The sequence below is a fragment of the Bacillus sp. GMa5/1 genome, from assembly GCF_050172015.1.
Taxonomy (GTDB): domain Bacteria; phylum Bacillota; class Bacilli; order Bacillales; family Bacillaceae_G; genus Bacillus_A; species Bacillus_A cereus.
Map to the genome: position 1 here is coordinate 25,232 of NZ_JBNLYC010000039.1, position 12,128 is coordinate 37,359.

Genomic DNA, 12,128 nt, shown 5'->3' on the forward strand with positions numbered 1-12,128 from the left:
TTATTGTCTCCCACCACTCTTTTTCTACTCGATTATTATAAAAAAGCCCACAACCTTCTTTTATTTTCGTATAATGATACTCATAGTATAATAATCATAATAACAAAGGACTGTTCGTATATATAAAATGAGTCGTTAAGCAAACTGACTCTCAAGAACTGTCATGCTTTTTAGGAGAGGAGTATATTATGCTACAACATCTGTTTCCAAAACTGCGATTTGCACTCGTTGCAGTCGTTTTACTATGGATTAAAACATATATTGTGTACAAGCTAGCATTTGATATTAAAATTGATAATTTCTTTGAAGAATTCATGCTTTTTATCAATCCACTAGCTGCGTTACTTTTATTTTTCGGCTTAGCTTTACTTGCATCTAAGCACCGAAACCGAATTATAATTGGAATCAGTTTTATACTGTCATTTATTTTATTTGGAAACGCAATGTTTTATGGGTTCTATAACGATTTCGTTACTTTCCCAGTTTTATTCCAAACAAACAATATGGCTGATTTAGGGACAAGTATAAAAGAACTCTTTACGTACAAAACATTACTTTTATTTGCAGATGCAATTATTTTAATGTTTATTTCGCGTAAATTCCCATCATTTGGCGACAAAACACCACTTTCCCGCTCAGAGAAGCGAACTTTCTTTAGCGGTGTAACAGCTTTATTAGCACTACAAATTGTTGTATCAGTTATTTATAAACCACAAATGTTCTCACGCTCATTTGACCGTCAAACTGTCGTGAAGAATTTAGGTTTATACACATATCATCTATTTGATATTACGCTTCAATCCAAGTCCTCAGCTGAGCGTGTATTTGCAAGTGGGGATGGGTTTTCTGAAATTAAAAACTATACAGACTCAAAAGACAAACAAGTTGATAAAAACTTATTTGGAGCTGCAAAAGGTAAAAATGTAATTTTAATTTCAATGGAATCTACACAAAGCTTTGTTATTAATAAAAAAATAAATGGAAAAGAAATTACACCATTTTTAAATGAGTTTATTAAGGATAGTTTCTATTTCGATAACTTCTATCATCAAACTGGACAAGGTAAAACTTCTGATGCTGAATTTATCGTTGAAAACTCACTTTATCCGCTAGATCGTGGTTCTGTATTCTTTACTCATGCAACAAATGAATACACAGCGACACCAGAACAATTAAAGAAATACGGATATTCTTCTGCCGTCTTCCATTCAAATGATAAAACGTTTTGGAATCGGGATGTAATGTATCCTGCGCTTGGATATGATCGTTACTTTAATTTAAATGATTACGCAGGAACGGAGCAAATGTCTGTCGGTTGGGGATTAAAAGATAAAGAGTTCTTTGAACAATCTATTCCAAAGTTAAAATCTTTACCGCAACCGTTCTATACAAAATTTATTACATTAACAAATCATTTTCCATTTCTTCTAAATCCGGAAGATCAATATGTTGATGAATTCAACTCGGAAAGTGGTGTTGTAAACCGCTACTTCCCAACTGTTCGTTACACAGATGAAGCTCTTAAATTATTTATTAAACAATTAAAAGAAGAAGGATTGTATGATAATTCCGTTATTGTCATCTATGGTGATCATTACGGTATTTCCGAAAACCATAACGCAGCTATGGCACAGTTCCTAGGAAAAGATACTATTACACCATTCGATTCTATGCAATTACAACGAGTCCCTCTTATTATTCATGTGCCTGGCCAAGAAGGAAAAGTTGTTTCTAAAGTATCCGGTCAAATTGATATTAAGCCAACGCTCCTTCATTTACTTGGTATTAAAACAAATAAATCCGTTGAATTTGGAACTGACTTATTTATTAAAGAGAAAGACCCGCTTATGGTAATGCGTGATGGTAGCTTTGTTTCTGAAGAGTATGTTTATACAAAAAATATGTGCTACAAAAGAAGTACGGGTGAAGAAGCTGACATGACGCTATGCCAGCCGTATATTGAAAAAGCAAAAACAGAATTAAAACTCTCCGATAAATTAATTTATGGAGATTTATTACGCTTCGATCCTAATAATCGATATAAAACTGGAACGATGACAACGAAATTTGAATAGTAAAGGAAGCAACTTTATACAAGTTGCTTCCTCTTTTTATTTTCACTTAATTTTCAAACCATCCTTCTATGAAATCTTTCACAAATTGGTAATTTCTTTCGTATGAGGAATAAATTTATGGTATGATAAAATAAGTAAACTTTCATACACTAATTAAGAATTTATTACAGAAAGCAAGGGATCAGATTTTGTATAGAGCAGCTATTCCAAACTTATTTACGCTCGGAAATTTATATAGCGGATTTTTATCAATCGGCTATGCATCTTTAGGATATTATAAATCAGCTGCTATTTTAGTACTTATCGGGATGATGTTAGATAGTCTTGATGGTCGTGTTGCTCGTTTATTACGTGTTGATTCACAAATGGGAAAAGAGCTCGACTCGCTTGCAGATGTCGTAACATTTGGTGCAGCACCAGCTGTTTTAATGTATTACACATCTTTCTCAAACTACGGAATCATCGGATTATACATAGCGGGATTATTCCCTCTTTTCGGAGCATATCGTTTAGCACGATTTAATGTAACACCATCTTCTACTTCAATGAAATATTTCACTGGAGTACCGATTACAGCAGCGGGAGGGCTTGTTGCTTTCTTAACATTATTTTCACATACCATTCCAAAAATCGTTCTTATTACCGTATTTGTAACGTTCGCATTTTTAATGGTGAGCCGCATTCGTATCCCAAGTTTAAAAGATGTACCAATTCCACGATATAGCATCATTATTACACTATTTTTAGTTGGAATCATTATTACAATGTATCAAACAGGATTTGGAAATTTTTCTGTTTTCTTATTTATTGCCATTCCACTATATATTTTGTACATGTTATCTCAATTCATTAGACAAAGACCGTCTAAAAAAGCGAATAAAGAAAAATAAGAAAACCTTCCGAGTCCGGAAGGTTTCTTTTTATTTTGTAACTAATACCTTTTGATTTACAGGTGTTACTGGCTCTTCACCGTTTAATACAGCTAAAATATTTCTGACAGCCATTTCAGCCATCGCATCACGAGTTTCAAATGTTGCATTCCCTACGTGTGGAGCAAGTACTACATTCTTTAATTCTTTTAGCTCTTCTGTAATTTTCGGTTCAAATTCAAACACGTCAAGAGCTGCTCCTTCAATTTCATTCGTTTTTAATGCATGAGCAAGTGCTGCTTCATTCATAATTGGCCCACGTGAAGCATTTACAATATACGCTGTTTTCTTCATCATTTTAAACTGCTCTTCATCAATCATATGATGTAATTTTGGATTATAAGCACAGTTAATTGTAATAAAGTCTGCTGTTTGTAATAATTCTTCCAACATCACATACGTTGCCCCCAGCTCACTTTCAGCTTCAAGCTTACGATTTGGCCCTGTATATAAAACATCCATTCCAAATGCTTTCGCACGTTTTGCAACAGCCTTCCCGATTTCTCCAAGACCTATAATTCCGATTGTCTTACCATAAACTTCTCGTCCTAAGAAAAATAACGGTGCCCATCCGTTAAATCCAGTCGTACGACATAACGTATCCCCTTCAGGAATTCTACGCGCCGCTGCTAAAAGAAGTGCAAATGTTAATTCTGCAGTCGCTTCCGTTGATACTTTCGGTGTATTCGTAACTGCAATTCCTTTTTCGCCCGCATACTTGTAATCAATATTGTCGTAACCAGCACCATAGTTTGCAACAATCTTTAAATGAGGCGCTGCACCAATAACTTCTTTTGGCACCTTTGTCGAAAGTAAACTTAACAATGCATCTTTATCTTTTACACGCTCTGTTAATTCATCTATAGAAATTAACTCCTCTTTATCGTACATTTCTACATCATGATCTTTTAATAGTTCTAATCCAATTTCCGGAATTTTTCCCGCTACTAATATTTTTGCCACTACTAACACCTCTTCTATAGAAAATAAGATATCTCTTATATTTCATTGTAAGAAATCCGCATATAAAAACCAAGGAATTTGATTATAGTTTTAAAAATCGACACTTTTCCATGAAAAAAGAGGAGATGCAACTCTCCCCTTTTCTTACGCTTTTTCCTGCGATTCTTTTCCAAGCTTCACATCAATCGTTCCTTCTGCAACCGTATCGCTAATTTGCTCCTCAATAACCGATTGAGATGCAGCATTCGTTTCAGAAGTATAAGCTTGTTGCTGTGCACCTTGTACATTTTGTTTATTTTGTTGTTTCGCCATTTCTTACCCTCCTTTTCATTCTTTCTTATTTTGAACAAAAAGGACGGTTTTCATCAAAAAATTGCATTTCATTTTGAATTTATTACTTCTTCTTCAAGCGACCTCATTACTCTTGCTCGCTTCGTAAATGTTGCAACCTGAGTAACACCGTGAGCTAGTAATGTTTGTACATTTTCTTGTACATAATTCCCTAAATCATTTGGATAATGGGCATCCGAAGAAATCGTAATTGGAACACCATACTTAGCTAATACTTGTAAATATAGTGGACTTGGGCACATTTCACGAACAGGATAACGATAGTATAATCCTGCATTTATTTCTGTTGCCGTATTCGTTTCTACTAACGCACAGGCAATTTCCTCATAATAAGAAAGCTGTTCATTCTCATCCAATCGATAATTAAATACCTTTATATTATCAAGATGAGCGATAATATCAAATAACTCGGTACGAATCGCACTCTCAACTGTTTTAAAAAACATATCATATAATGCGCGTAGGTCATGCTTCTCAAAATATTCTTTCGTATCTGGATTATCAAATCCCCAGCCATTTAAAAAATGAACGGAACCAATTATATAATCAAAGTCTCCTAGCGCTAATAATTCTTTTAACTCTCCTTCACAACCAATAAAATAATCCGCTTCAATTCCAAGTTTAAGTGTGACACCTCTTTTACTCCATCGTTCTTTCGCCTCTTCAATGACCTTTGTAAAATCATACAGTGAAACTACCCTTACTTGATCTAACCATTCCTTCTGTATACGACCGAGCTTAGAATCACTAATATCTACATATTTTTCATAATATCCTTTCGCTTCATGAAAACGATATAAATGATCAACAATCCCAACTTCTGTTATACCTTTTCGCACAGCTTCTTCTAAATAGAGGTCCATCCATTCTGTTGTAAATGGCCCTTCCTTCACACGCTTTTGCAAACGCTCTTGTGTTTTCATAAGCCAATCAATAGAATGCCTTTCTTGAAGCGGTTCATAACGTTCCAGCGCTTCATTTATTTTAGCAAGCCATCCTATTGAATACGGTCCTTCTTCTAAGTGAAGATGATAATCTACTTTCATATACATTCCCCCTTATAATGTATCTATTTCCCTTCTATCCCCAACTCTCGAAAGCTTTCCATTTCGTTCTTTCACCTCTCGCATGACATCTTCCAATGTAATATTTTTTTCAGCTAATAAAACGAAACAGTGATAAAATACATCAACCATTTCTTTCACTACTTCTTCTTTATCATTATTTTTACATGCGATAATTACTTCAGCACACTCTTCACCAATTTTCTTTAAAATTTTATCTTCTCCTTTTGAAAATAAATAATTTGTATACGATTCAGGAAGTGGGCTTTCCTTTCGTTCTTCAATTGTTTTATACAGCAACTTAAAGGCATTTTCCATATGTATCCCCCTATATAATTTGATAGTGAAAACATGTCTTCTCTCCCGTATGACAAGCAGGTCCTACTTGTTTCACATTCACAACAATTGAATCTTGATCACAATCTAAATATAAAGATTGCACATATTGAAGATTCCCTGATGTTTCCCCCTTATTCCATAACGACTGCCTCGAACGAGAATAAAACCATGTTCTTTTCGTCTCTAACGTTTTTTCATATGCTTCTTCATTCATATAAGCTAGCATTAAAACTTCTTTCGTACCTTCTTCGATGACAATTGCTGGTATTAATCCTTTTGAAAAATTAGGTTTCATAACCGCACCTCAACATTTGCATCTCTTAATTTTCGCTTTACACTCTGCACTGTCGCCTCACCATAATGAAAGATGGATGCCGCTAACGCTGCATCAACTGTTGTCTTTTGAAAAACTTCTATAATGTGATCCGTATGACCACAGCCCCCTGATGCGATGACTGGAATGGAAACACTTTTTGAAATTTCTTCTGTTAAACGAAGGTCATATCCGCTTTTCGTTCCATCTGCATCCATACTCGTTAACAAAATTTCACCTGCCCCAAGTTTAACAACACGCTTCGCCCATTCTATGGCATCCATTCCTGTGTCAACTCTTCCGCCGTTGACGTATACGTTCCATTTACCTTCTGCTACTTTTCTAGCATCAATTGCCACGACAATACATTGTGATCCAAAGTGTTCTGCCCCTTCTTCTATAAGCTTCGGGTTTCGCACTGCCGCTGAGTTTATTGAAACTTTGTCTGCTCCAGCTCTTAGTAAATTGTACATATCTTTCACACTTGAAATCCCCCCGCCAACCGTAAGAGGAATAAATACTTTAGCTGCTGTTTTTTCTACAACATCTATAATCGTTTTTCTTCCTTCATGAGTCGCTGTAATATCTAAAAATACGATTTCATCTGCCCCTGCCTCGTTATATGCTTCAGCTATTTCAACCGGATTACCGACATCTTGTAATCCTATAAAATTTACACCCTTTACGACTCGCCCTTCTTTCACATCTAGACATGGAATGATTCGTTTCGCTAACATAACTTCGTTACCTGTAACACTTCTTCTAAATCAATCGTTTTCTCGTAAAGCGCCTTTCCAATTATGACACCATATATATTCATATCATTTAACTTTTTCACATCTTGAATAGATGCCACTCCTCCAGAGGCGATGAGACGAATGCCCACACTTTTTTGAAGTATCGCTAATTGTTCAAAATTTGGACCTGTAAGCGTCCCGTCTTTCGAAATGTCTGTAAACACAATCGTTTGAACACCTAAACTTTCCATTTGTTTCGCTAAACTAACGTAAGAAATTTCAGACAGATCAAGCCAACCTCTCGTTGCTACGAAACCATTTTTCGCATCAATTCCAACAATGATTTTCTCTTTATATAGACGAACTGCTTCCTCTAAAAATGAATTATCATAAAGAGCTGCTGTTCCTAAAATCACTTTTTCTACACCTGCTGACAATAACTTCTCCACCGTTACAAGTGAACGAATTCCTCCTCCCACTTGCACAGGAATACGTACCGCCTTGCAGATTTTTTCAATGACGGGCAAATTTAACGACTCGCCAGCAATTGCACCGTCTAAATCAACAATGTGTAGTATTTCCGCTCCAAGCTTTTCAAATATGATCGCCTGCGCTACCGGATCTTCATTCATCACCGTTTCTTTACTAAACTCTCCTTGATAAAGTCTAACGCATCGCCCTTCTTTTAAATCGATAGCTGGGAAGATTTCCATGCTTCTACCACTCCTTGAAAATTTTTTAATATTTGCATGCCAATTTCGCCACTTTTTTCTGGATGAAACTGTGCACCAAATACATTTCCTTTCGCGACAAACCCTGGTATTTGCATTCCATAATCACTTACTCCGCATACAATTTCATCTGGACAATCCGCGTAATATGAGTGAACATAATACACGAAAGAACCATCCACTAATCCATTCCAAAGCGGAAATTCTCTTTCCTTCCTTAATTCATTCCATCCCATATGAGGAATTTTATACGAAACTTTTAACTTCCGAATTTCACCTGGTAGTAAACCTAACCCGCTACAATCTTTTAGTTCCTCACTTCGTTCAAATAAAAGTTGCATGCCCAAACATATACCGAGGAGTGGTTTTCCTATGTCACAAACTTCTTTTAGTACACACACTAAATCTCTTTCTTTTAATACTTCCATCGCTTTCGGAAATGCACCTACTCCCGGTAGAATCACGCCATCGCTTCTCAATATCTCTTCTTTATCACTCGTTACAATGTACTCTGCCTCAATATATTTTAATGCTTGCTCTACACTGCGAATATTCCCCATTCCATAATCTATAATGGCAATCAATTACAACATCCCTTTCGTTGAATTTACACCAGTAATGTTGGCATTTTTTTCGACCGCTTCTCTAAGCGCTCTACCAAAAGCTTTAAATAATGCTTCAATTTTGTGATGTGTATTACTTCCGTATAGAACGCGCGCATGTAATGTAATATTGGCAGCATGTGCAACTGCTCTAAAAAATTCTTCCGTCAATTCTGTATCAAAATCCCCGAGCTTCGGATTTGTTAATTCCCCTTGAAATACACAATATGAGCGTCCACTTATATCAATTGCAACAAATCCTAAAGATTCATCCATCGGTACATACGCGGAACCGTAACGATTAATTCCTTCTTTATTTTGCAATGCTTCTTTCAAGCAATTTCCGAGTACAATTCCAACATCTTCAACGGTGTGATGTGCATCGACAAATACATCACCTTCTGCCTCAACTTGCAATCCAAATCTTCCATGTCTAGCAAATAAAGTCAGCATATGATCGAAAAAACCAACCCCCGTTTGAATAGATACACTCGTACTTTCATCAAGCTGCAAACTTAATTTAATTTTTGTTTCTGTCGTCTCACGTGCTTGACTGGACTGACGCATTATTTTTCCTCCTCAAACCTTATTTGGATTGCTCTCGCATGTGCATGTAACCCTTCTTTATTTGCAAGCTCTACAATATGATGCTGTACATTTTTTAATGCTTCCTCTGTATAAGAAATAAAACTTGATTTTTTCACAAAATCATCGACTGATAACGGAGAAAAAAATCTTGCCGTTCCGCTCGTTGGTAATACATGATTCGGTCCCGCCAAATAATCCCCGAGCGGTTCAGGTGCATATGGCCCAAGGAAAATAGAGCCTGCATGTTTCACATAATCTAGAGCATTCATCGGTTCTTTTATATGTAACTCTAAATGTTCTGGAGCAATTTTATTTGATAACTTTAGTGCCTCCTCTAAAGAAGCAACGATAAAGATGGCTCCATTTCTATTTATTGATTCACGTGCAATTTCACTTCTTGGTAACGTTTCTAACTGTCTTTCTACCTCTTTTTCTACTTCTTTAGCTAGTTCCATATTCGTTGTAATACAAATCGCCGTTGCTCTCTCATCATGCTCTGCTTGCGATAATAAATCCGCTGCGATATATTTTGCATTACCTGTTTCATCCGCGACAACTACAATTTCTGATGGACCAGCAATCATATCGATATTTACTATCCCGTATACTTCTCGTTTCGCTAGAGCGACGTACAAATTTCCCGGTCCAACTATTTTATCCACTTTCGGAATCGATTCCGTCCCGTATGCTAAAGCAGCAATTGCTTGTGCGCCACCTATCGTATAAATTTCATCTACTCCCGCAAGATTTGCAGCAGCTAATATATGAGGATCAATTCCACCTTTCCTCGGCGGTGTTACCATTACAATTTTTTTCACACCTGCAAGTTTCGCCGGCAATACATTCATTAATACTGAAGAAGGATATGAAGCTGTCCCACCTGGTACATATACACCTACATTTTCTAATGGCCGAATAAGCTGCCCTCTAATTATGCCTTTACTTTCACAATCGAAGATTGAATACTTCTTTTGTTTTTCGTGATACGAAACAATGTTTTTCTTCGCCTCTTTTAAAGCTTCTAAAAATGAATTCTCTACAAACATACTCGCTTGCTGTATTTCTTCTTCACTTACACGAAAATCTTTCATCTCTACACCATCAAACTTTTTTGTATAGAAAGATAAAGCCTCATCATTCCCTTCCCTTACATGTCTAATGATTTCTCTTACACTTCTTTGAACAGTTTCTTCTATTATATTAGCGTTTTCTCTTAGCACTTTTATTTTAGATAATGCCTCCTTAAAGTCTTCATAAATGATTTCCATTTTAAATCCTCCTATTTCCCTGATAAGATTTCTTGCTCCATCATATTTATAATGCTGAATATTTCGTCTTTTTTAGTTTTTAAGGCTGCCTTATTTACAATCATCCGAGCCGATATAAAGTACATTTCCTCAAATACAATGAGTCCATTCTCTTGTAATGTTTTTCCTGTTTCAACAATATCTACAATCGCATCTGCCAATCCAAGAAGAGGAGCGATTTCTACAGAACCTTCTATTTTAATAATTTCTACATCCTCTCCCTTATCATGAAAATAAGTAGAAGTAATATGTGGGTATTTCGTAGCGATTCTTTTCTTCCGGTAACTCTTCGGATTATACGTAGGAATAGAAGCAACACAAAACTTACAAATCCCCACTCCTAAATCCAGCATTTCATAAATATCTTTCTCGTTTTCCATTAAAATATCTTTTCCAACGATGCCAATATCAGCTACCCCATGTTCTACATAAGTAGCAACATCAACCGCTTTTACTAAAATAAATGAAACATTTGTATTTTTACTTTGAAATACAAGCTTCCGACCTTTATTTTTGAGCTCGGAACAATCAATTCCAATCTGCTCAAAAAGTGGAATGACATGTTTTTCTAATCTTCCTTTCGTTAACGCAATTTGAATGTTACGCATGAAGCCTCTCCTTCTTTCTGGACTACCCATTTCTCATTCCATACATATTCCACTAAGTATTCATTCTTTGCCTCAACGACCGTTCCTATTTTATTTTTTCTTGCGAATTGAAGGGTATCGCTTAAATTAGAGAATAGAGATAACCAAGCATTTTTCCCATCCTTTCGAAGTAAATTTCGTAGCCTTTCTGCTTCCGCTAATCTATTTAACTCATAATGAATCACAATATCAATTTGATTTCGTTCATATGGTTCTTGCTGCTCTTGCAGCGCCTTCACAATTTGATTTACTTGTACCGCGAGTCCAACAGCTGGCAGCATTTCTCCAAAATTGCCAATTAGCTCATCGTATCTTCCGCCACTAACGATTTCTTCTCCAATTTCATATATATATCCTTTGAAAATAACACCCGTATAGTAATCTAAGTGTTGAATCATGCCCAAATCAATTGATATGTAAGAACCATATCCTAACGTTTCAATTGTTTCATACATTTCTTTTATTCTTGCAATTGCCATTTTCATTTCATTACTTGAAGCAAGCTTTTCTGCTTCCTCAATAACTTCTAAATTTCCAAATAGCCTTGGCAATTTCTCAAGTAACCTTACTGTCTCATCGCATCGATTTAATTTCTTTTCTCCGATAAAATTTGAGAGGGCTGCATAATTTTTACTTTCTATGTACGTTCTAAGTACCCTTTCTTCTTCATCATGGATGGAGAGTTTTTTTACAATACATTTATATAACTGTACTTGCCCAATCTCAATTGTAAAAGATTGCACCTTCAACTTTTGAAGTGCTTGAATGACACTTATTACACATTCAATTTCAGCTCTTACATTATCAATCCCGATAACTTCAATACCACTTTGTACGATTTCATTATATTTTCCAGAATGGGATTCATTCGCTCGAAATACATTCCCGCTATACGTCACTTTAAGTGGCGTATCCCATCTCTGTGTTCCAATAACTCTCGCTAAAGGAATTGTCATATCTGGACGTAAAACGATAATCCTTCCCTTTTCATCAAAAAATTTATACATCTTCTCTTCATCTATCGGTCTATTTTGAAATGCAAAAACGTCATAAAATTCAATTGTAGGTGTTCTTATTTCTTCATAACCTCTCTCTAAAAAAGTAAGCCTTAATTTTTGTTCTACTTCTTCAATTAACGTACATTCTTCGAATAAATAATCTCTCGTTCCATTTGGATTTGCCCGTTTCCATTTTGTCATCTAAATTTTCACACCTTTCCCCTTCTAATGTATGCCTATTTCATTCACCTAAGCCGAAAATAAAAAGAGCCTTGTAGACAAAATACCTACAAGGCTCTTCAGTAGAGTGTAGGTACAACGGGAATAACCCTTGTACCTACACGTTTTCACGCTAGGTTCAAGGGTTTCATGTATGATGATGTAGTTGTGTAAGCATTGTAATAGATTGCACGATATTCATAATACTTACTCCCTTTCTCCTCTGATTTTCACATAGTATATAACAGTTAATTTTGAATGTAAA

At 35.7% G+C, this 12,128-nt stretch carries 14 protein-coding genes; 2 read left to right on the forward strand and 12 right to left on the reverse strand.

What is annotated here, in order from left to right; genetic code table 11:
- Positions 1–188 precede the first annotated feature (188 nt).
- Together ACQGSG_RS12205 and pssA are read left to right on the forward strand one after the other, a co-directional pair.
- The gene (locus ACQGSG_RS12205) at positions 189–2,075 is read left to right on the forward strand and encodes an LTA synthase family protein (protein WP_000939082.1); all 1,887 of its coding nucleotides are present in this window, start codon (positions 189–191) and stop codon (positions 2,073–2,075) included.
- Positions 2,076–2,263: 188 nt separating this feature from the next.
- Positions 2,264–2,965, forward strand: coding sequence for a CDP-diacylglycerol--serine O-phosphatidyltransferase (gene pssA / locus ACQGSG_RS12210; protein ID WP_000285417.1), 702 nt, complete (start codon positions 2,264–2,266; stop codon positions 2,963–2,965).
- A 30-nt stretch (positions 2,966–2,995) separates the two neighbouring features.
- Here the strand turns inward: pssA and ACQGSG_RS12215 are convergent, their stop codons facing one another.
- The 12 genes from ACQGSG_RS12215 to ACQGSG_RS12270 all read right to left on the reverse strand — a co-directional run bounded on the left by ACQGSG_RS12215 (position 2,996) and on the right by ACQGSG_RS12270 (position 11,845).
- The gene (locus tag ACQGSG_RS12215; RefSeq protein WP_325842216.1) at positions 2,996–3,967 is read right to left on the reverse strand and encodes an NAD(P)-dependent oxidoreductase; all 972 of its coding nucleotides are present in this window, start codon (positions 3,965–3,967) and stop codon (positions 2,996–2,998) included.
- A 144-nt stretch (positions 3,968–4,111) separates the two neighbouring features.
- Positions 4,112–4,279 (reverse strand): YozQ family protein, encoded by a 168-nt coding sequence (locus tag ACQGSG_RS12220; protein ID WP_001118878.1) that lies wholly within the window; start codon positions 4,277–4,279, stop codon positions 4,112–4,114.
- Positions 4,280–4,347: 68 nt separating this feature from the next.
- Positions 4,348–5,364 carry a histidinol phosphate phosphatase domain-containing protein gene (locus tag ACQGSG_RS12225; protein ID WP_098207956.1) on the reverse strand — a complete coding sequence of 339 codons (1,017 nt, stop codon included), beginning with the start codon at positions 5,362–5,364 and terminating at the stop codon, positions 4,348–4,350.
- A gap of 12 nt (positions 5,365–5,376) precedes the next feature.
- Entirely contained in the window at positions 5,377–5,700 is a 324-nt protein-coding gene (hisE, locus tag ACQGSG_RS12230) for a phosphoribosyl-ATP diphosphatase (RefSeq protein ID WP_000426357.1), read from the reverse strand.
- Positions 5,701–5,710: 10 nt separating this feature from the next.
- Positions 5,711–6,016 (reverse strand): phosphoribosyl-AMP cyclohydrolase, encoded by a 306-nt coding sequence (gene hisI, locus ACQGSG_RS12235; protein ID WP_000803961.1) that lies wholly within the window; start codon positions 6,014–6,016, stop codon positions 5,711–5,713.
- A complete protein-coding gene (hisF, locus tag ACQGSG_RS12240; RefSeq protein ID WP_000880117.1) occupies positions 6,013–6,771 on the reverse strand; it encodes an imidazoleglycerol phosphate synthase cyclase subunit in 759 nt (252 codons plus the stop codon). The genes hisI and hisF overlap by 4 nt, the downstream gene beginning before the upstream one ends.
- Positions 6,765–7,484: a 1-(5-phosphoribosyl)-5-[(5-phosphoribosylamino)methylideneamino]imidazole-4-carboxamide isomerase gene (hisA, locus tag ACQGSG_RS12245; RefSeq protein ID WP_000402299.1), complete on the reverse strand. Its 720-nt coding sequence runs from the start codon at positions 7,482–7,484 to the stop codon at positions 6,765–6,767. Before hisA ends, hisF begins: the two co-directional genes overlap by 7 nt.
- Positions 7,457–8,086, reverse strand: coding sequence for an imidazole glycerol phosphate synthase subunit HisH (gene hisH / locus ACQGSG_RS12250; protein WP_000560336.1), 630 nt, complete (start codon positions 8,084–8,086; stop codon positions 7,457–7,459). Before hisH ends, hisA begins: the two co-directional genes overlap by 28 nt.
- On the reverse strand, positions 8,087–8,671 hold the full coding sequence (gene hisB / locus ACQGSG_RS12255) for an imidazoleglycerol-phosphate dehydratase HisB (protein WP_001249951.1): 585 nt from the start codon (positions 8,669–8,671) through the stop codon (positions 8,087–8,089).
- Positions 8,671–9,960, reverse strand: coding sequence for a histidinol dehydrogenase (gene hisD / locus ACQGSG_RS12260; protein ID WP_000402913.1), 1,290 nt, complete (start codon positions 9,958–9,960; stop codon positions 8,671–8,673). Before hisD ends, hisB begins: the two co-directional genes overlap by 1 nt.
- Before the next feature lie 11 nt (positions 9,961–9,971).
- Entirely contained in the window at positions 9,972–10,607 is a 636-nt protein-coding gene (gene hisG, locus ACQGSG_RS12265) for an ATP phosphoribosyltransferase (protein ID WP_001244493.1), read from the reverse strand.
- Positions 10,583–11,845, reverse strand: a complete 1,263-nt coding sequence (locus ACQGSG_RS12270; RefSeq protein ID WP_016109652.1) for an ATP phosphoribosyltransferase regulatory subunit — start codon at positions 11,843–11,845, stop codon at positions 10,583–10,585. Before ACQGSG_RS12270 ends, hisG begins: the two co-directional genes overlap by 25 nt.
- Between the last annotated feature and the right edge of the window lie 283 nt (positions 11,846–12,128).

Excerpts from the sequence above, each read along its gene's own strand:
- ACQGSG_RS12205 (WP_000939082.1), top strand. The coding sequence starts at position 189 with ATGCTACAACATCTGTTTCCAAAACTGCGATTTGCACTCGTTGCAGTC.
- ACQGSG_RS12220 (WP_001118878.1), bottom strand. The coding sequence starts at position 4,279 with ATGGCGAAACAACAAAATAAACAAAATGTACAAGGTGCACAGCAACAA.
- ACQGSG_RS12225 (WP_098207956.1), bottom strand. The coding sequence starts at position 5,364 with ATGAAAGTAGATTATCATCTTCACTTAGAAGAAGGACCGTATTCAATA.
- hisE (WP_000426357.1), bottom strand. The coding sequence starts at position 5,700 with ATGGAAAATGCCTTTAAGTTGCTGTATAAAACAATTGAAGAACGAAAG.
- hisI (WP_000803961.1), bottom strand. The coding sequence starts at position 6,016 with ATGAAACCTAATTTTTCAAAAGGATTAATACCAGCAATTGTCATCGAA.
- hisF (WP_000880117.1), bottom strand. The coding sequence starts at position 6,771 with ATGTTAGCGAAACGAATCATTCCATGTCTAGATGTGAAAGAAGGGCGA.
- hisA (WP_000402299.1), bottom strand. The coding sequence starts at position 7,484 with ATGGAAATCTTCCCAGCTATCGATTTAAAAGAAGGGCGATGCGTTAGA.
- hisB (WP_001249951.1), bottom strand. The coding sequence starts at position 8,671 with ATGCGTCAGTCCAGTCAAGCACGTGAGACGACAGAAACAAAAATTAAA.
- hisD (WP_000402913.1), bottom strand. The coding sequence starts at position 9,960 with ATGGAAATCATTTATGAAGACTTTAAGGAGGCATTATCTAAAATAAAA.
- hisG (WP_001244493.1), bottom strand. The coding sequence starts at position 10,607 with ATGCGTAACATTCAAATTGCGTTAACGAAAGGAAGATTAGAAAAACAT.
- ACQGSG_RS12270 (WP_016109652.1), bottom strand. The coding sequence starts at position 11,845 with ATGACAAAATGGAAACGGGCAAATCCAAATGGAACGAGAGATTATTTA.